The sequence below is a fragment of the Edaphobacter acidisoli genome, from assembly GCF_014642855.1.
GTDB lineage: Bacteria > Acidobacteriota > Terriglobia > Terriglobales > Acidobacteriaceae > Edaphobacter > Edaphobacter acidisoli.
Window position 1 is genome coordinate 24,020 of sequence record NZ_BMJB01000001.1, and the last position, 19,512, is coordinate 43,531.

Sequence of the window (19,512 nt, forward strand, 5' to 3'; positions counted from 1 at the left end):
CCTAATTGACGGTGAGGGAGACGTTGATGGTATGGGTGATTGCTCCTGAGGTCGCGTTGATTGTGAGTTGCGATGCGGCGGGGGTTGGGGTTGGAGTTGATGTTGCAGCGGTACTCTTTGAGGAGCAACCTGTCATCGATAGCGTGAAGAGCATGAGCGCTGCACTGAAAATCGAGCTGCGCAGAAGGAGGGATTTCTTTCGCAGACCTGCAAAGCTGAGTAGCCCGAATGGGATTCCGAATGCGAGGAGCATTACAGGGCGGTTGTGATTGGACGACTTTGGATGCGTGGCGGCTATGTATGGGTTTGGCGCAGGAGCGGAAGTTGTCGCTGTGTTGATGGTTGTGACTACGGAGACGGTTGATGCGCCTGAGACGTTGGCAGTTGCAGGGTTGAAGGTGCAGGTGTCGCCTGAGGGAAGTCCTGTGCAGGAGAAGGAGACGGTTCCGCTGAAGCCGTTGGAGGCTGCGAGGTTGATGGTCAGGTTGCCGGATTGACCGCTGGTGACGGTGAGTGCGTTTGCGGAGGCCTGGAAGCTGAAGTCAGGAGTGCCGGATGGGGCGGAGGCGACACTGATCGCTCCGAAGAGACCGTCTTTTTCACCGTTGATGCCGGCAGCGAAGTAGAGGGTGTTTGGGTCGCCGAGTCTGTTCGCTCCGAAGACGATCTCCCAGAGGCCGGAGTTGGTGATGGGTGTGCCGGTGGAGTCGGTGAGCTGGCCAAGGAATGAGAAATTAGTTGGGTCGTAGGCATTGATGGTGCCGTCGCCGAAGTTGCCGACGAGTAGCTTACCGCCGAAGCTGCCGAAGCCGGCGGGGGCGAGCGCCATGCCCCAGGGTGCGTTGAGATTGCCCTGGCTGATGGCCTGCCTGGTGAGGTTGCCGTTGTTGTCGAAGATGTCGATGTAGCCGAGGCCGGCGCCGAGGACCTCGCGTCCTGTGGAGCTGCGCTCGGCATAGGTGACGTAGATGCTGGAGCCGATGGAGTGGATTCCGAAGGGCGCGAAGCCTTGCGGGATGGACGGATCGGCGAAGCTGCCAGTGAGATGGGTGGAGGCGAAGTTGCTGTCGAAGACATCGACTGTGCCGCCAGCGAAGTTGGCAGCGAGGAGAAATGTCCCGGTGGAGTTTTTGTCGATAGCGATGTCGGTGTAGGCGGCTTTGGCTGCGGAGTTATTGGCGACGGTGACGGCTTGTGGCGTATTGGTGTTCCATGCAGCGATGCTTCCGTCGAGGTTGCCGAAGATGAATAGCGCGGAGCCGTTGCCGGGGATGTTGAAGACGGTTGAGTCGTTGTTGGCGACGGTCCCGGCGGGGCTTCCATGGGTTGCGCCTGCGCTGACCGATGGCACGGCGACGGCAAAGGCTTTATTGCCGCTGGCGTCGTCGACTTCGGAGAAGCCGCTGCCTGCGGAGTCGATCCAGAACTGCGGCCCGAGAGAGACTCCCCAGGGATTGATCAGGGTTGGATCGGTGTGCATGGCCTGGACCGCGCCGTCGGAGATGAGATTGGTTTGCTGATAGGTGCTGTTTGATTGGGCAACGGCAGCCTGCGATGTCAGCAAAGTGAATAGTGCAAGAGAGCCCGCGACTAGAAGGCGTCGCACGAGTGAAGATGAGCTGAGGCGGGATGAGTGCATTGTGTCGCTCCATGGATAGGTTTTGGCGGGTACTGGCACATGGTTGCGAATATGTGAGTGCCAGGAGACCTCCGAATCCAAGACCAACCTTAGCGACGGTGAGCGCGGGAGTTGTCACGTTGGTGTCTCACTTCCGTCATTGTGTTGGCGCTGCTTTTGGGGCGGCCGGAATGAGATGTCACCCGTTTGAAAACAGGTGAGAAGACGATGCATTTTTTGCGCTAGCGTGAGCGGCCTCGAGCACATATACTGGCGTCTCACCTACAGGAGACTTCATGTTGAAGACGATCGGGGCCATTGTTGTGCTTGCCATCGTGGTGGTTCTCTTTGCCGCCGCAATGAAACCAGACACCTTTGTGGTGGAGCGTACAACTACCATTAATGCTTCACCGGACAAGGTGACGGCGCTGGTCAATGATTTTCATAACTGGAGCAAGTGGTCGCCTTGGGCTCAGCTCGATCCGGAGATGAAGGTGACCTTCTCGGGCGCGCCGAACGGTGTTGGCGCAGTCTATGAGTGGCAGGGCAACAGCAAGGTTGGCTCGGGACGCATGGAGATTGCTTCGATCACGCCTACGAAGACGACCATCAAGCTCGATTTCGTGAAGCCGTTCGCGAGCCATAGCACGGCCAACTTCCTGATTGAGCCGGAGGGGACGGGCACGCGCGTGACCTGGGTGATGGATGGGCCGATGAAGTTTTTTCCGAGCAAAGTGATGAGCGTCTTCATGAGCATGGACAAGTTCCTGGGGCAGGAGTTTGATAAGGGGCTTGCCAATATGAAGTCGACGGCGGAGCATTCGTAGACTCGCTTGTGCGGGTGATGATTTTGCGCACGCGGTGCGCCGGAAGGGTATGGTTGGCGGATGAAAGCTTTGGTCATCGACATTGGCGGCACGCATGTGAAGGTTGCTTCTACCGACCACCGCACTCCTATCAAGATCGTCTCCGGTGAAGATATGACGGCGGCGAAGATGGTGAAGCAGGTGCTCGCGGCTACGAAGGATTGGCATTATGATGCGATTTCTATTGGCTATCCGGGGCCGGTGGAGCATGACCATCCTTTGACCGAACCGCATAATCTTTCGCCCGGGTGGGTGGGGTTTTCGTACAAGAAGGCCTTTGGGAAGCCGCTGCGCTTCATCAATGATGCCGCGATGCAGGCGATGGGTGGATATCGCGGCGGGAAGATGCTCTTCATTGGGTTGGGCACGGGGATGGGGTCGGCGGTGGTCTTCGACGGCACGGTCGTTCCTTTGGAGCTGGCGCATCTGCTCTACAAAAATGGCCGCACGTATGAGGAATATGTGGGGCTGGATGGTTTGAAGTGTCGAGGCAAGAGCCGCTGGCGCAAGTCGGTGCTGGATGTGATTGAGCGGCTGAAGGCGGCGCTGGTCTGCGACTATGTGTTGCTGGGTGGAGGCAATGCGAAGTTGATGAAGAAGCTGCCTGAGCATGTGCTTCTCGGATCGAATGCGAACGCGATCGAAGGCGGGCTGAAGCTGTGGGAGAATCCGAATCTCCCTGAGCTGCAGGTGGCGCGCAAGGGCGCGAAGGCGTCGCGCAAACGGAAGTAGTTTGCGGCTATGTGGCTTGGTGCGCGGCTTGAAGCAGAGCTTCGAGATCGAGTGGGCGCGTGTACATGGCGAGTCTGCCGTTGACGTCTTTGGGCCACTGGTCCTGCGGGCGGTCCCAGTAGAGCTCGACGCCGTTGCCATCGGGATCGCGTAGATAGAGGGCTTCGCTGACGCCGTGGTCGGCTGCGCCGTCGAGCGGAATGTTGGCGTGGAGCAGGCGTTCGAGCGCATCGCCGAGTTCGGCGCGTGTGGGATAGACGATGGCAAGGTGATAGAGGCCGGTTGTGCCTGTGGCCGGTGCATTGCCTCCCTTGCTCTCCCACGTATTCAGGCCGATGTGGTGGTGGTATCCGCCAGCGGAGAGAAATGCAGCGGAGTTACCCATGCGCTGCGTGATGTCGAAGCCGAGAACGCCGTGGTAAAAGGCGAGCGCGCGGTCCATATCCGCTACTTTCAGGTGGACGTGGCCCATGCGGACGCCGTGGTGGATGCTCTTTGCGCTCATAGAGATGTGATGTGCCAGCCTCCGTCATGGACTATACGCTATCGGCTTGGGCTGCGCGTGTGATGGTCTGAGGCATCTAAACAAGTATGAACACTTTCAAATCCAATTTCGACTACACGAAAGAAGCTGAACGGAAGCGTCTTCTGGCAGAAGAGGATCGAAAGAGTTTTGGGCATGTCGTGATGGCTGCTGGAGTCGTTATGTTTGCGATGTTCCTGGTTTTGCTCGGGATCCTCTGGGCCGCAGGGCAGAGAGGAATGCCGCTGGACCATAACCATCGGGATGCCAATGCTCTTGTGCAGTGGCCGGTTGTGCAGGCTGGGAGAATCGGCGCGAACTTTTCGGTTTAAGCGCTGGCTTGCTTAAGCTCGACGGCTTGCAGTACACCGATGCTGCTCAAGGATCGCGCGGTGGAGATGAATTCGTTGGCAGGGACTGCCGGTGCGACGAAGTTACCCTGAGCCTCGTCGCATTTTCTGCGTAGCAGGAAGCGAAGCTGGTCGTCGTTCTCGACGCCTTCGGCGACGACGCGGATATTGAGACCGTGCGACATGGCGATGATGGTCCTGACGACGGCGGCTGCGTTGGCGTCGGTGACGGACTTCTTGACGAAGCTCTGATCGATCTTGAGGCGATCCACCTGGTATTCGAGCAAGTAGGAGAAGCTGGAGAAGCCTGTGCCGAAGTCGTCGATAGAGATGCGCACGCCAAGTTCGCGGAGACTCTGAAGCTTCTCGAGATTGCCGCCGGAGTTGACCATCAACATGCCCTCGGTGATCTCGACTTCGAGACTGCTGGCGGGCAGGCCGCTGGATTTGAGCGCGCTCTCGACAATTGCGACGAGATTGCGCTGTTGAAGCTGGCGAGGAGAGAGATTGACCGATACGGTGAGGTCGAGGCCGAGCTCGTCGATGATGGCCTTGCCTTCGCGGCAAGCGTTCATAAAGGCCCACGCACCGATGGGGACGATGAGTCCTGTCTCTTCGGCGAGGGAGATGAACCGCTCGGGTTTGACGTTGCCAAGCTTCGGGTTGGTCCAGCGGAGAAGCGCTTCCATGCCGGTGATGGTTCCGGTGGTGAGAGAGATCTGTGGCTGATAGTGCATGTGCAGCTCGCCGTTGGCTAAGGCGTGGCGGAGGGCGTGCTCCATGGCGAGACGATCGGCCGATTCTTTGAGCATGTCGACGCTGAAGATCTGGTATTGGTTGCGACCGTTTTCTTTGGCGGCATACATGGCGGAGTCTGCGCGCTTGAGCAGGTGCTTGGCGTCGGAGGCGAAGTCCGGGTAGGTGCAGACACCAACGCTGGCGGTGACTTGCATGAGATGTTCGTCGACGGATATTTCTGGCGAGAGCTTCGCGACGAGGTTGGCGGCGCATTGTTCGACGTCGGTGAGGTTGGTGATGTCGGGCATGACGACGACGAACTCGTCTCCGCCCATGCGCGCGACGATGTCGGTGCTGCGAACGGCGCGACGCAGGCGGTTGGCTGTCTCGACGAGAATCTGGTCGCCGGCCACGTGGCCAAGCGAGTCGTTGATGCGTTTGAACTGGTCGAGGTCGATCATGAAGACGGCGACTTTGGTGCCGTAGCGGCGGGCGAGATCGACGGCTTGTACGGTTTTGTCTTGCAGCAGGGCGCGCCCGGCGAGGCCTGTGAGCTGGTCGTGCGTTGCGAGATGCGTAACGTATTCGAGCATCTGCCTGCGCTCGGTGATGTCGACGGCGATGCCGACGTAGCCGGTGATTTCACCAGTGGCGGTGGTGACGGCGCGCATGGCGAGATTGATTGGGGTGCGGCCGCCATCACGGCGAACAAGCGTCCACTCCCTTTCGTCCATCTCACCAGCGGCGACACCAGCGGTGAGGACGAGGAATCCTTCGTCGGCTGATGAGAGCGTGGGGCTAATCTCCCCTGCGCGTTCGGCCAGCTCTTTCTGGTCGTGCAGGATGGTCAGGGGCGCTTTGTTGACGAGTTCGTCGCGGTTGTATCCGGAGAGTTTTTCCGCCGCGTCGTTCATGGCCGTGATGATTCCGTGAGTGTCGGTTGCGATGGTGCTGAAGGGGGCGTTCTGAAAGACGGAGTCGGTGAACTCGGCGAGATGCTTGTAGCGGTCTTCGGCAGCTTTGGCGGAGCTGATGTCGCTGCATGTCAACGCGATGCCGTCGCCGAGCTTGACGGCCTTGAGGTGCAGCCAAGACGCCTTGATGCGCGCCTGTTTGATCTGGATATCTTCGTTGAGCGGCCGGCCGGTCTGGGCGACGAGGCAGTATTTCTGGAAGATGGTTCCGTTTCGGTCGACGTTCAACGTTTCGCAGAGCGATTTGCCCAACAGATCTGAGCGGGAGAGTCCCGCGAGTTGTTCGACGTTTGCATTGATGTAGAGGAAGCGAAAATCGGCGATCTCGCCCGACTCGTTACGAACGGCTTTGAGGATGGCGAATGCGTCGAGGTTGGCTTCGGCTGCGGCAAGGAATTGCGAGTGGGCTTCGGCTGCGTCTTTGCTCTCAGCGACGCTTACATGCTCCTGCCAGAGTGTCCAAAGAGCAATTGCTGTTCCGGCGGAGGCCAGAGCGGCAACGGCGAAGCCTTCGAGACGAGCACTATTGTGCAGCCACCACAGCACAACGGTCGCTACACAGCCGGGAACGATGTACAGACCTGTTCTTCCGACCCAGGTGCGTGGAGCGTGGAGCATCTGGGTCCTCATGCGATACCTCGAAGGGTAGGCCCGGTGTGCATGAAAAACGTTTACCTGTTTCTGTTAGATGTTCGGAACTAATTTCGCGCGCAGTGCTTTGTTTCAAAAAGTTATCAGTAGCGGTTTCGTTTTGGAAGGGCAAAATTGCAAAGGAAACCTTTGTGGTCTATGGTGAAACCCGTATCGAGGGGGCACGTCTAAATGAACATGACATTACTCAGTTTGCCTCGACAGTTTGGCATCTGTATTGCCCTCAGCGCATCTTCGCTGCTCTTTGCGCAGCAGACGCCCTCGGGCCCTGTGCTGCATACGCCGGCTGCCGCTCCGGCTGCATCTCAAAACGCGGCGACTACGCAGATGGTCAGCATTCCGACGGTGGTGTGGAACAAAAAGGGAGATCTGGTTCGGAATCTTACCCAGGATGACTTCACGCTTAAGGTGGACGGTGGCGCTGCGAGCATCAGCGGCTTTAGTGCGAGCAGCAGCGCACCTTTAACGATCGGCATTCTGGTTGATACGAGCCCGACACGCTACAACGTGATTGGCGAGGAGCGTGATGCGAGCAATGCGTTTCTTGACAAGATGCTGAGTACGCCGGCTGATCGCGCATTTGTGATTCAGTTTTCACGACAGACGGAGCTTTTGCAGGACCTGACGAACTCACGGCCCAGGCTGCAAAAGGCGATTCAGGAGATTGGCACTTCGAGCGGCAGCTCGTCCGACTCTTCTTCTGTGCCGTCGGTTGGTGACGATTCCGACAGCAGCAGCCAACATGCTGGAGGGACGCTGTACGATGCGCTCTACCTGGCGTCGAATGAGATTATCTCGAAGCAGCAGGGGCGCAAGGTGATTATCATCCTCTCTTCCGGTTCCGATCATGGCAGCAAAGAGGACCTGACGAGCGCCATTGAGGCTGCGCAGCGGGCCGGCGCGACTGTCTATACCGTTTATTTCAAAGGCGAGCAGGCGGAGCGGCGCGACGACAGCCAGCGCGGCAATCGGGGCGGAGGTTTTCCGCGTGGAGGAGGAGTTGGTTTTCCCGGTGGTGGTTATCCGGGCGGATATCCGGGCGGCGGCGGTGGGTATCCCGGCGGAGGTGGTGGATATCCGGGTGGCGGCGGTGGCAATGGGCGTGGACAGCGGCCATCGCAAACGCCTCATGACGACGGCGGAAAGACGCTTGATCGGATGGCGAGCCAGACCGGCGGGCATCTCTTCGATGTCAGCAAACGTGACCACCTGGAAGACGTCTACAACCACATTGCGGATGAGCTTCATGCGCAATACCTGTTGAGCTATACGGCGGCCAAATCCTCGGCGACTGATGGCTACCATCGGATCAGCCTGAGCGTGAAGGGGAAGGACCTCTATCCGCAGGCCCGCGATGGCTACTATACGGGGCAATAGGCGCAACGGCGGGGGATAGGCTCTTTTGCGTCCTCGGTGTGCTTTCAGGCATCATCTCTAGTGATACGGCCCGCGCTCGGGTCTCATCTGTGAGGAGAGGCGTAATGATGCCGGTGAAGCTTCGCTATTTTCCGATTTATGCAGTTGTGCTCGCTACTGTTCTTGTGGGTGCGAGCCCGGCCACGGCGCAGGTGATGAAGACGCCGATGGTCAACAAGCATCTCTACTCGTCTACGGCTGATGCCCACGCCGATATTGCCGCTGCGCTCAAGCAGGCACGGCTGGAAAATAAGCGCGTCATTCTCGATTTTGGCGGAGACTGGTGCGGAGATTGCCAGGTGCTCGACATTTATATGCACCAGAGCCCGAATGCGGAGCTCGTGGAGAAGCACTTCGTTGTCGTCCACATCGACATCGGACGGTTCGACAAGAATACGGATGTCGCCAGGACCTACAATATTCCGCTGAATAAGGGTGTTCCTGCGCTGGCCGTGCTGGATGCGAGAGGTAAGCTGCTTTACTCGCAGAAGACCGGCGAGTTCGAAGACATGCGCAACATGAGCTCGAAGTCTGTCACCGACTTCCTGAACCGCTGGAAGGCCTGAGCGGTCTTCGAGGGCGCCGGTGAAACGACTTCGAAGCATTCCCGCGCTCTTTCAACGCGCCTGCTTGCGTGCGCTGCGGCACGATTGTTTCTACCTGGCGCAGTCTACGGCTTACTCGGCGATCATCTCGTTGTTTCCGACGCTGATTGTTGCGGCGGCTGTGGTCAGCCTGCTGCCGTACAACGCTCCGCTGCGCTTTCAGCTTTCCGTCTTCTTCGATCGCATTCTGCCGCCGGACGTCAGCCCGTTGTTGCAGAGTTATTTTGTTACTTCACCGCATAATCCGCGCTCGACTCATGCGCTGATTGCGGCGTTTGTGGTCAGTATCAGCGGGGCTTCGAGCGTGATTGTGTGCGTGATGGAGGGGGTGCGCCGCGCCAATGGCCTGCCGCGCAACTGCTGGAACTTTGTACAGCGCCGCGTAAGGTCGCTGCTGCTGGTGCCGCTCTCGCTGGTTCCGTTTGCGCTGGCCAGTATGATGATTGTCTTTGGGCACTTCATTACCAGGTGGCTCGCGCACGAGATCATGCCCTTCGCGCGCCCGTCGCTTTTTCTGGCGGGGCTGCTGATTCGCTGGGCGGTTGCGCTGACGGGAAGCACAGCGATTGTGGCGATGATCTACCACATGGGCACGCCGATGCGCCAAAGCTGGAAGCGCGTCATTCCGGGGGCTGTGCTGGCTACATTGATGTGGTTTGCTGCTACGCTGGTCTTTGGTTGGTATGTGACCCGTTTTGCCAACTATTCACAGGTCTATGGGCCTCTGGGAGCCGCGATTGCACTGCTTTTCTGGCTCTATATCATCTCCTTCAGCGTGTTTTGCGGGGCGGAGTATAACGCAGAGCATGCTGCCCATTTTTTTCCGGAAAGCGCAGCGGATTCAACCGATTCAGGCCCCACAAGCTCTGCCACACGGTAGAATGACGACGACAGCAAAAAACCTAAGGTCTTACCTTCCAAAATCAACTGCATCGCGAAAAGGAACGTGGCAAGCGCTACATGAATACCGAAAAGACATCGATAAAATCTGAAGCCCCTCTTTCTGGAATGCACCGTGTTCGCCGCGCCAAGATTGTTGGCACGCTTGGGCCTGCCTGTAGCTCGGTTGAAGTCTTCCGGCAACTGGTTCGCGCCGGACTGGACGTGGCACGGCTGAACTTCTCGCATGGCACGCACGCGCAGAAGGCTGAACTAATCCGCATGGTTCGCCAGGTTTCGCGCGAGGAAGGCAAGCCTATCTGTATTCTTGCCGACCTGCAGGGGCCGAAGATTCGCACGGGCAAGCTGAAGGGCCATAAGCCCGTGCAACTGGTCGCGGGCAAGCTGCTGACGATTACGCCGCGCGAGATTGAAGGCACGGCGGAGATGGTTGGCACGACGTTCAAGACGCTGGCTGAGAACCTGGAGCCAGGGTCGCGCATTCTGCTCTCAGACGGACTGATTGAGCTGCGCGTGCACTCGATTCAAGGCAAGAATGTGGTCTGCGACATCATCAATGGCGGCATGCTGGGCGAGAACAAGGGCATCAATCTGCCGGGCATTCCGGTGAAGGTGCCGTCGCTGACGGAAAAGGATGAAGAAGATCTTGAGTTCGCCGTTGGGCAGGGCGTGGATACGGTTGCCGTATCGTTTGTGCGGACCGCGGATGATGTTCGCCATGTGAAGAGCCGCCTGGCCGCGCTCAAGTCCGATGCATGGGTTGTAGCGAAGCTCGAAAAGCCGCAGGCGGTGGAGCACCTGGATTCGATTCTTGAAGTGACGGATGCGATCATGGTGGCGCGTGGCGATCTGGGTGTTGAGGTTCCGCCGGAGAAGGTACCTGCGATCCAGAAGGCGATCATTCGGCGCGCGGCGGAGTATCGCAAGCCGGTGATTACGGCGACGCAGATGCTTGAGTCGATGATTGAGAATCCGCGGCCCACGCGCGCGGAGGCGTCGGACGTGGCGAATGCCGTCTACGACGGCACGGACGCGGTGATGCTCTCGGCGGAGTCGGCTGCGGGTAAGTATCCGGTGGAGTCGGTTGCGATGATGGCGCGGATTGTGACCGAGACGGAGCACCAGATTCGCATGGACTCGCGGCCGGGTACACGGCATATGCCGAGCGTGCGGCTGTCGATTGCGGAGACGATCTGCGAGTGCATGTCGCATGCGGCGGATGATCTGGATGTTGCGGCTATCGCGATCTTTACAGAGACTGGCGCTACGGCGCGGCTGCTCTCGAAGTATCACCCTGACCCGCCGATCGTTGCGCTGTCGCCGTTTGAGTCGGTCATCAACCGCTCGATGCTGCTGTGGGGGACGTATCCGATTCTGTGCGGGCGTTTCCAGGACACCGACAAGCTCGTCGATATGGCTGAGGAGATTCTTGAGAGCCACGGCCATATTCAGCAGAAGCAGATTCTTGGCATCGTTGCGGGAACGCGCACGAAGTCGGGCGCGACGAACTTCATGCGTCTGCATACTGTTGGTGATCGCGATACGGAGACCAAGGCTGCACCGAAGAAGAAGCCGGCCAAGAAGAAATAGGCCTTCGAAGCCACTGAAGCGGAGAACCCCACCTGCTGGATGCTGGTGGGGTTCTTTGTGTTTGGTGAGGTTTACTTTGCGTTGAATGCGTCGGATGCGTGGTTCATCTCTTCGGCGCTGGCTGCGCGTGGGAGCAGAATGACGCGGTAACGGAACGTTGTGCTTTGGCCCTTGTTCAACGAGAAGTTGAATGGCTGGGCGTTTTTGTCGAAGATGCTTCGGCCTAGGGGATTGGCTGCGAACAGGCCGTAGCCGCGTGCGTGCCAGTAGGTTGGGTAGCCGGGGTTGCCGGTGTGGTCGAGGATGGCGATGGTCTCGACGTGATCGCCGGTGTGGCCGGTCAGCAGACACCAGCGGCCGCGCGTGGACCAGACCGCATCGCCTTTGACGCCTTCGCTGGTCAGGTAGACGCCGGTTGCGCCGGGCATCGTTGACGACACCTTTGTCTCGTGTCCGTTTGCGTCGGTGAAGGTGCCACCCTTCTCGGTCGGGGATTCGAGGAAGTGTGCCACGCGGATGCCGAGCACGCCCTCTTTGTCGTCGTTGAAGACGACGTGGTCGAGCGCGGTCAGCGTGGTGGTGCGGTCGATGATGCGCTCGTCGCCTTTGCGGCGGAAGACGTAGCGCGTTGTTTCGTTGAGCAGGTTTTGGCCATTGCCTGCGGTCCATACGGAATCGACGACGAGCACGCCTTCGTCAGCGCCGCTCTTTGCGGAGACGATCTTCAGGAAGTGGATTGTGCCCATCTTGGGACGTCTCGCGGCGGGGATTGCGTCGGAGTTGTTCCAGAAGTCGAAGCCGTTGACGTTGCCGTAGTTGAACCACATGCCTGCGTGGTGAGGATGGTCGGTGCGCTCGCCGGGGCGCGGTTCGAGCGGATAGCCGCGGGTGACGGTGACGCCGTCGGACGAGATTAACGGATAGAGCACCGGCTTTTTGAGTATGGTGGGCCAGATGAGCGAGGTGAATGGCTTGCCGTCGATGGTGATGTCGACGCGCTGGTGTGCTTCGTCTGAGACGACCTGCACGCCACTCGCGGCCTTGGCGATGAGGCTGCTGCCCAGTCCGAAGCCAGCAACCAGGCAGCAGAGAAGCAGACTACGCATGGACCTTGCCTCCTACGAGCACCTGCTGCGTCTTGTCGTCGAACGTCACCTTCTCACCGGTCTGGATGGCCGCGATGTTCATGCAGAGCGCGATGGAGTGGCTGTAGCCTGCTTCGATGCTGGCGTTCGGCGTCTTGCGCGAGCGGACGCACTCCATCCAGTTGCGCATGTTGGCTGAGGTTTCGGGGTCGGCGTGGGTGTTGGCGTCGGTTGAGACAGCCTCGGTTTTTTCGAGCAGCGAGAAGCTTTCGAGCAGGTTGGGCTGCATGTGCATCTCCGCAGCGGACCTTGCGGTGAGGCCGCCGGTTGGAGTGACGGCCTGCTTCGACATGTCGAGCATGCCGCCGTTGGAGTAGTAGAGCTCTTTCACGCCGCCGGCCGAGTTGGTGAACCGGGAGGTGTACTGGACTTGAAATCCCTTCGAGAGGTCGTCGAGCGGGCCGTAGTCGAAGACCGCGGTCATCGTGTCCCAGTTGTGGCGGCCGTCTTTCCAGAGATAGATGCCGCCGTTGGCGACGACGCTGCGCGGGTGGGGCAGGCCGGTGAACCAGTGCACGGTGTCGATCTGGTGGACGAGCCACTGGTCGGGGATGCCTGAGGAGTATGGCCAGAAGAGGCGGAACTCGAGGTACTTCCGCGCGTTGAATGGCTCATACGGACGGTTCATCAGGTAGCGCTTCCAGTCGGTGTCTGCTTCTTTGAGAAGGGGGACGACATCGGGACGGCGCCAGCGGCCGGGCTGGTTGACGTTCCAGGTCATCTCCACCATGACGATGTCGCCGAACTTGCCGGACTGGATGTACTCGTAGGCTTTCTGGTAGCTGGGAGTGCTGCGGCGCTGTGTGCCGACCTGCACGATCCTGCCTGTTTTGTGGACGGCTGCGCGGAATGTGCGCGCGTCTTCCATGGTGTGGGCGGTTGGCTTTTCGACGTAGGCATCACGACCGGCGTTGACGGCCTCGGTGCCGTGCATGGCGTGTTGGAAGTCTGCCGTGGCGACGAGCACCGCGTCGACGTCCTTGCGGGCGTAGAGCTCGTCGTTGTTGCGGACGGGCGTTACGGCGCTGCCGCTGAGTTTCTGGATGTAAGCTGCGCCCTCTTCGCGGCGGCGATTCCAGATGTCGGAGACGGCGACGAGCTCGAAGTTCAGGTCCTTCGAGTTCTGCAGGAAGGCGGGGATCAGCGCGCCCTTCATGCGGTCTCCGCAGCCCACGACGCCCACCTGGACACGGTCGTTTGCGCCAACGACTTTGGCGTAGCTGCGTGCGTCCATCGAAGCGGCAGCCAGCGCCGCTCCGCCCATCTTCAAGAAGTCCCTGCGGTTTGCATCCAGTGCCATGGGTCGCTCTTCCTCCTGTGTTGGTCCTACGTCTTGTTTGGAATTGCTAGAAGAAACATGTTCGATGTGCGAACGAAGTGTACACGAGCAAAAAGAGGTCTGGCCAATATTTTGAAGATTTATCGTCTGGGCTTCTCAGGTTTCTTCGTTTTCCGGCCGATAGGCGCGTTATATGTCCTTGAAGACCCTCTTCCTCATTGCATGCGCTGCGTTGGTTGCGCTTTTTGCTCCAGTGACGCTCAGCGCCACCCCTTTTACTTATGCGCTCACGTTAACGCCGGACCTGTACTCGTCCTGGGGTGGTACGGGCGTACTGACGCTGGCCAGCGCGCCGTCGGCGAATGGGGTCTCGGTCTATTCCGAACGTGCAGGCACGCTGCAGGATGTGTCGTTCGCTATGGATGGCGAGACGTTTACGATGGCGGAAAATACTGGCGACACGATAGTGCGCTTCATCGATGGGCAACTCGATGACATTGTCTATTCTGCGCTGGTTGGCAGCGACCGCACGTTGTTTATGCTCGACACGACGAATGTTTATGGCTTCTTCAATATTGACGACGGCATTGCTTCTTTCGGGACGATTTCGGCCAGGCCGGAGAACCTTGCCGCTTCCTCATCCGCTCCAGTTTCGGAGCCTGCTTCTCTGTTTCTCTTCGGGACGGGGCTGTTTCTGAGCATCGGCCTGCTCTACCGGATGAATTCGCCGCGGTTTTCCAGCAAAGTTCACCAGCCGGAGGCGTAATTCCGGCTGCGAGGATGCGGCTACAATCGTCAGATGGGCCGTATCCGTGTTCTGTCTGATGTTGTGGCGAATCAGATCGCTGCAGGTGAGGTCGTAGAACGGCCTGCCTCGGTGGTTAAGGAGCTGCTGGAAAACTCGCTCGACGCGCAGGCGACACGGATTCGCGTGGAGGTCGAGGGCGGTGGGCGGAAGCTCATCCGCATCGTCGACAATGGCCACGGCATGGGCAAGGATGACGCGTTGCTAGCCTTCGAGCGCCACGCTACTTCGAAGCTGCGGACTTCGGACGATTTGCTCTCGATTGCGACGCTTGGTTTTCGCGGCGAGGCTTTGCCCAGCATTGCGAGCGTCTCGCGGCTGCTGCTGGAGACGCGGCTGGCGGAGGAGGCTTCCGGAACGCTGGTCGATATTGCCGGTGGCAAGATCATCCGCGTTGACGATGCGGGCCTGCCTGTGGGGACGACGATCGCTATCCGCGATCTCTTCTTCAATACACCTGCGCGGCGCAAGTTTCTGAAGGCTGAGCAGACGGAGCTGGCGCACATTGCTGCCCTGGTGACGCACTACGCGCTTGCGCATCCGGAGAAGCACTTTGAGCTGCACAGCGCGACGCAGGCCTTGCTGATTGCGCCGTCGGTTGCTACTGCTGCCGACCGGCTGTTTCAGATATTCGGAAAAGATGCGGCGAATGCGATGATCTCTGTTACGGCGGAGATGGACTTCACGCGCGCTGGTGTGCCGGAGCCTCCGCCGTGGAAGCGTGACGAGGATTACACGCCACCTGATCCGGGATATCTGCGGATTACCGGATTTGTCTCGAAGCCAGAGTTGCAGAAGCTCAATCGCAACTCGATCTATATCTTTGTGAATCGGCGACTGGTGCGCGACAAGCTGATTCTGCACGCGCTGACGGAGGCGTACCGCAATATCATTCCGCCGACTTCGTTTCCTGTGGTGCTGCTGTTTCTGGAGATGCCCGCGCAGGAGGTGGATGTGAATGTGCATCCGGCCAAGACCGAGGTACGGTTTCGCCAGTCCACCTTTGTGCATGACTTTGTGCGCGATACGGTGCGCGCCACGTTGATGGAGGCGCGACCCGTGGCCAGCTTCGCGACGGCGCTGCACAATTCACCGCATGCCAGCGCTTCGCTGATGCTCGATGTGAGTCCGCTGCCTGGCGGGCCTGAGCCGCCAGTCTTTGATCCGAACCTGCCTCAGCAGGCGTTCGCGGCTGAGGATGGGGATAGCTTCGATCTTGCCGCTTCGATTGTCCCTGAATCACCGGGACGCATTGCGTTTCCTGAGACGCAGATTCCTGTTGGGTATGATGCGGCTCCGTCTCCGGATGAAGGTGAGACGCTGAATGCGCTGGCGACGCTCAAGCCGCTGGGTCAACTTCGCGATTCGTTCATTCTTGCGGTGAACGATGAGGGGCTTTGGATTGTGGATCAGCATGTTGCGCATGAGCGTGTGCTCTTTGAAAAGATTCTCCGTGAGCGCGAGGTGGAGAAAGTGCAGCGTCAGCGGCTGTTGATGCCCGTGCTGGTCGATCTGCTGCCCGCGCAGATGATCTCGTTTGCGCGGCTGGCCGATGAGCTGGAGCGCAATGGCTTCGAGGCTGAGCCGTTCGGACCGCACACGATCGCGATCAAGGCTGCTCCGGTGGGGCTTGAAGGGCGCGAGATGGAGCGGATGCTGGAGGAGGTGCTCGGCGTGCCGGACCGTGAGCAGCAGGCGGAGAACGCAGAGGCGCGCCGCCATCGCATCGCCGCCAGCATTGCGTGTCATGCAGCGATCAAGATCAATACGCCGCTGGAACCGACCAAGGTCGATTGGCTGCTGCGAGAGCTGGCGAAGACGGAGCATCCGACCAGTTGTCCGCACGGTCGTCCGATTGCTTTGCGTTATTCGCATAAAGATATTCAGCGTGCTTTTCATCGCATTTGACGGGACTGCGCTGTGCCTGGCTCTCTCTCACCTTAGTTGCTGGTATCCTTGAAGCAGGACATCGAGCGCGTATGACGTGTCGCGCATCCTTCGAATGAAGTCCAGAGATTGAACGCTCTCAGGCCCAGGCGTGAGAGGGCTGTTGTGTGCGGACGCACCTCCAGCAGGAAGGCAACACCTTGAGTAACCCGAGCACTCCCACGGCCAGCCAACTGGTCTCTACGCGCCTTGCGCACTGGCACCAGGATGCGAAGCCCATCCTGACGATCAATATGCTGCGCGACTGGCTGCATGCATCCGGCCTGGTGCTGTTTACGCCACGGACGACGCAATTACCTGCGCCTGCGCCATCTTTAGTCGAGGCTACGCTGGGCTCTGCGCAGGCCACACCTACGTCGGGGGATATGGAGCATGCACGGAGCCTGCTGGTGCGTCTGATCGCCGATGGCGCAGCAGTGCCGTTGAATTTGCTGGGCAGCCATACGGGTGCGGGTACGGATACGCCTGACTTTGTCGTTTCAGCCGCTGCGTTCCCGTACATTTTCACGCTGCGCGGAGACAAGATGTGGAAGCAGCCTCCTGCGATCAGCGGGGCAACTAAGGTCTCACCGCTGGCGCTGGCGACGTATAACCTGCTTGCGGAAAAGATCTCTCTGACCAGTTACGATCTCACGACGCTGCTCGGCAAAGAAGTGACCGAGGCGGCTGTTTTGCGCGCGTTGACGGAGCTTTGGCAGCATCTGCGTGTGCTGCCTATTCTGCAGCCCGATGGTGCGCCGACGCAGTGGGAGCTTGCGACGACACGCTTTACGAAACAGATCAAGGCGGGAGTCAATGCGGGGCAGCCTACGGCGCTCTCTGCGTTGATTACGCTCTACCTCGGCCAGGCACTTGCTGCGACCGAAGACGAGATTGAGGTATTTCTTTCGCCGCTGGCTGCGCGCTCGCGTATTCGCGAAGTTGTTCATGCGCTGGTTGCAGCACGTCAGCTTGAGACGCTGGTGATTGAAGGCCGCACGCTGCTGCATGTAACAGGAGAGACACCGCAGTTCATCGCAGCGGAGATTCCAGCCGTTGAGCCTGTCGAGATGATCGCTGTGGCAGCGGAAGCGGCGGGAGATTCGGCCGAGGCAGGCGAGCGCATCTCGAAGTTTGTTCCGAAACCACGGAAGACTGGGACAGGATTTGTAGCGAGGCCGCGGCCAGCGCAGACTGCGAGACCTGAGGAGCGCGAGCGCCGTCCATTCCGCCGCGATGCGTCGAACTTCACGAAGCCGTGGGAGGAAGAGAAGCGGCGTCCGAAGCGTGAGGAAGATGTTCGCCGCCCGAAGTCGTATTACAAGATGCTGGATGAGCAGGCAGAGACCGGTGATGCGGCGCAGCCTGCGTCGCGCGAGGGTTTCAAGCGCGAGCAGCGTGAGTTTAAAGGAGAAGAGAAGCGTCCGCGCTTTGACCGTAAGCCATCGTTTGGTCGTAAGCCGGCGTATGGAGATCGGTCATCGGCCAGCGGAAAGCCATCGTTTGATCGTAGGCCGAAATTTGCAGACAGGCCGCCACGTGAGGGTAAGCCTTCGTTTGGCCGCAAGCCGCCATTTGCGGGCAAACCGTCGCGTGAAGATAGGCCGTCATTTGATCGCAAGCCAAAATTCGCAGACAGGCCGCCGCGAGAGGGTAAGCCGTCATTTGGTCGCAAGCCGAAGTTTGAAGATCGGCCGCCGCGTGAGGGTAAAGGTTCGTTTGGCCGCAAGCCGCCATTTGCGGGCAAACCGTCGCGTGAAGGTAAGCCGTCATTTGATCGCAAGCCAAAATTTGCAGGCAGATCGTCGCGTGAAGACAGGCCTTCGTTTGATCGCAAGCCGCGGCAGGATGGCAGCCGTCCTACCCCGCGACGGGATTTTTCGCGAACCGAGGGTTTCCGGCGTGAGGAGCAGGGCGAGCGCTCAGAGCAGCCACGCTTCCGCAAGTTCGATGCGCCGCGTAAGCCGCGACCTTTCTCATTGAAGCCACGGAGCAGCGAAGGCTCAGATGTTGGACAGCGCGAAGAAAAGCGCAGAGACTTCAAGCCCAGAAAGTTTGAAGGCAAGCCATTCGAGGGTGGCCGCGATAAGGCGAAAGGCTTTGGCAAACCATTTGAGGATCGCGCGGGTAAGCCGAAGAAGTTCGGTGGCAAGAAGCCCTTCGGCAAGACATCAGGACCTCGTACGGGTAAGCCTGGGTCATCGGCTCCATTCTTCAAGGGAAAACCTAGGGGTGGGAAAAAGCCCTTTGGTAAACGGCCGCCTGAGCGTAAATTCAAACCGGGGAAAGGTGAGTCTGCCGAATGAGCGAGCCGAGCACGATAGACAGTTCCAGGCAGAGACGCCAACGGCCTGTCATCGCCATTGACGGCCCGGCGGGCGCGGGCAAAAGTACTCTGGCTGCACATCTTGCGCGGCGGTTCGACTTTCTTAACCTTGAAACTGGGGCCATGTATAGGGCGCTTGCGCTCAAAGCCATCGAAAACGATCTTTCCTTTGATGAAGAGGCGCCTCTGCTTGCGTTGGCCGAGGGGACTACGATCACGCTGGAGCCGCAGCTTGAAGGTAATCGCGTTCTGCTGGATGGAGCCGATGTCTCGCGGCGTGTACGCGAAGCCGATGTTACTGCTGCTGCCTCGAAAGTCTCTGTCCATCCGCAAGTTCGCGCGTGGATGGTGCGTCAGCAGCGCACCCTGGGGGCAGCGGGGGGCGTGGTGATGGAAGGCCGAGATATCGGAACGGCGGTTTTTCCCGATGCTGAGGTGAAGATCTTTCTTGATGCTGCACCTGAAGTTCGCGGCAACCGGCGCTATCGCCAGACATTCGCCAATCCATCCAATGGGAACTCAGAGCGAACGGCTAGCCCTGCACTTACTGCAGAGCAACGCCAGGCGCAAGAGGCCATCCTGCGTGAGCTGAAGGAGCGGGACTATCGCGACCGTCACCGGGCCCAATCGCCGCTTCAACCGGCGACTGACGCCGTGATCCTTGATTCGACTGCGATGACGCTTGATGAGGTTCTGGGACGGGCGGAAGAGATCGTTCGCTCACACCTGCCGCCTTTGTCATAACTGCCGCGAAATCAAAGTATCCAGCGCTCAAGTGAATTCACAAATGAAGAACACCGCCCTTCTCTATGTGAGATGGGCAACAATACGCGCCAAATCAGGGCAGCTCACCTTGCTTTCAATTTTTGAAAGCTCGTAAGTCCCTCGGTTTTCCGTAAGTTTCTCCTCGGATTGCACTATAAATTGTGCAATCTCAACTAATTCCCAAAAAAAAATGCTTTCTGTGCTAACCTTCACACATCGTTTGAAACAAGTTGGTTTTCGCAATTGCTTCACTGTACGAACCCCGATTTGGATCTAGCGGAAATTCATCAGCAACAACAAGGA

General features: G+C 59.0%; 16 protein-coding genes. 11 read left to right on the forward strand and 5 right to left on the reverse strand.

Annotated elements, in window-relative coordinates:
• Position 1 precedes the first annotated feature (1 nt).
• Positions 2-1,639: a TIGR03118 family protein gene (locus IEX36_RS00080; RefSeq protein WP_188757356.1), complete on the reverse strand. Its 1,638-nt coding sequence runs from the start codon at positions 1,637-1,639 to the stop codon at positions 2-4.
• A 275-nt stretch (positions 1,640-1,914) separates the two neighbouring features.
• On the opposite strand from IEX36_RS00080, the gene IEX36_RS00085 reads away from it, so the two are divergent.
• Positions 1,915-2,445 (forward strand): SRPBCC family protein, encoded by a 531-nt coding sequence (locus IEX36_RS00085; protein ID WP_188757357.1) that lies wholly within the window; start codon positions 1,915-1,917, stop codon positions 2,443-2,445.
• A gap of 60 nt (positions 2,446-2,505) precedes the next feature.
• On the forward strand, positions 2,506-3,216 hold the full coding sequence (locus IEX36_RS00090) for an ROK family protein (protein WP_188757358.1): 711 nt from the start codon (positions 2,506-2,508) through the stop codon (positions 3,214-3,216).
• A 7-nt stretch (positions 3,217-3,223) separates the two neighbouring features.
• Here IEX36_RS00090 and IEX36_RS00095 read toward each other — a convergent pair whose 3' ends face one another.
• Positions 3,224-3,721 carry a VOC family protein gene (locus IEX36_RS00095; protein ID WP_188757359.1) on the reverse strand — a complete coding sequence of 166 codons (498 nt, stop codon included), beginning with the start codon at positions 3,719-3,721 and terminating at the stop codon, positions 3,224-3,226.
• An 86-nt stretch (positions 3,722-3,807) separates the two neighbouring features.
• Here IEX36_RS00095 and IEX36_RS00100 point away from each other — a divergent pair, with 86 nt between their 5' ends.
• Complete coding sequence (locus IEX36_RS00100; RefSeq protein ID WP_188757360.1) at positions 3,808-4,071, forward strand: hypothetical protein; 264 nt, start codon at positions 3,808-3,810, stop codon at positions 4,069-4,071.
• Here the strand turns inward: IEX36_RS00100 and IEX36_RS00105 are convergent.
• Positions 4,068-6,431 carry a sensor domain-containing protein gene (locus IEX36_RS00105; RefSeq protein WP_188757361.1) on the reverse strand — a complete coding sequence of 788 codons (2,364 nt, stop codon included), beginning with the start codon at positions 6,429-6,431 and terminating at the stop codon, positions 4,068-4,070. The genes IEX36_RS00100 and IEX36_RS00105 overlap by 4 nt on opposite strands.
• 192 nt (positions 6,432-6,623) lie before the next feature.
• Here IEX36_RS00105 and IEX36_RS00110 point away from each other — a divergent pair, with 192 nt between their 5' ends.
• From IEX36_RS00110 to pyk, 4 genes are all read left to right on the forward strand, one after another.
• Positions 6,624-7,829 (forward strand): VWA domain-containing protein, encoded by a 1,206-nt coding sequence (locus IEX36_RS00110; RefSeq protein WP_229668572.1) that lies wholly within the window; start codon positions 6,624-6,626, stop codon positions 7,827-7,829.
• A gap of 104 nt (positions 7,830-7,933) precedes the next feature.
• On the forward strand, positions 7,934-8,434 hold the full coding sequence (locus tag IEX36_RS00115; RefSeq protein ID WP_188757362.1) for a thioredoxin family protein: 501 nt from the start codon (positions 7,934-7,936) through the stop codon (positions 8,432-8,434).
• 19 nt (positions 8,435-8,453) lie between these two features.
• Positions 8,454-9,353, forward strand: a complete 900-nt coding sequence (locus IEX36_RS00120; protein ID WP_188757363.1) for a YihY/virulence factor BrkB family protein — start codon at positions 8,454-8,456, stop codon at positions 9,351-9,353.
• A 128-nt stretch (positions 9,354-9,481) separates the two neighbouring features.
• The gene (pyk, locus tag IEX36_RS00125; protein ID WP_188757364.1) at positions 9,482-10,963 is read left to right on the forward strand and encodes a pyruvate kinase; all 1,482 of its coding nucleotides are present in this window, start codon (positions 9,482-9,484) and stop codon (positions 10,961-10,963) included.
• 71 nt (positions 10,964-11,034) lie between these two features.
• Here pyk and IEX36_RS00130 read toward each other — a convergent pair whose 3' ends face one another.
• The gene (locus tag IEX36_RS00130) at positions 11,035-12,069 is read right to left on the reverse strand and encodes a DUF6807 domain-containing protein (protein ID WP_188757365.1); all 1,035 of its coding nucleotides are present in this window, start codon (positions 12,067-12,069) and stop codon (positions 11,035-11,037) included.
• On the reverse strand, positions 12,062-13,408 hold the full coding sequence (locus IEX36_RS00135) for a Gfo/Idh/MocA family protein (protein WP_188757366.1): 1,347 nt from the start codon (positions 13,406-13,408) through the stop codon (positions 12,062-12,064). Before IEX36_RS00135 ends, IEX36_RS00130 begins: the two co-directional genes overlap by 8 nt.
• A gap of 172 nt (positions 13,409-13,580) precedes the next feature.
• On the opposite strand from IEX36_RS00135, the gene IEX36_RS00140 reads away from it, so the two are divergent.
• The 4 genes from IEX36_RS00140 to cmk all read left to right on the forward strand — a co-directional run bounded on the left by IEX36_RS00140 (position 13,581) and on the right by cmk (position 19,188).
• Entirely contained in the window at positions 13,581-14,153 is a 573-nt protein-coding gene (locus tag IEX36_RS00140) for a hypothetical protein (protein WP_188757367.1), read from the forward strand.
• 33 nt (positions 14,154-14,186) lie between these two features.
• A complete protein-coding gene (mutL, locus tag IEX36_RS00145; RefSeq protein ID WP_188757368.1) occupies positions 14,187-16,100 on the forward strand; it encodes a DNA mismatch repair endonuclease MutL in 1,914 nt (637 codons plus the stop codon).
• A gap of 146 nt (positions 16,101-16,246) precedes the next feature.
• The gene (locus tag IEX36_RS00150; RefSeq protein WP_188757369.1) at positions 16,247-18,424 is read left to right on the forward strand and encodes a hypothetical protein; all 2,178 of its coding nucleotides are present in this window, start codon (positions 16,247-16,249) and stop codon (positions 18,422-18,424) included.
• Complete coding sequence (cmk, locus tag IEX36_RS00155; RefSeq protein WP_188757370.1) at positions 18,421-19,188, forward strand: (d)CMP kinase; 768 nt, start codon at positions 18,421-18,423, stop codon at positions 19,186-19,188. Before IEX36_RS00150 ends, cmk begins: the two co-directional genes overlap by 4 nt.
• Positions 19,189-19,512 lie beyond the last annotated feature (324 nt).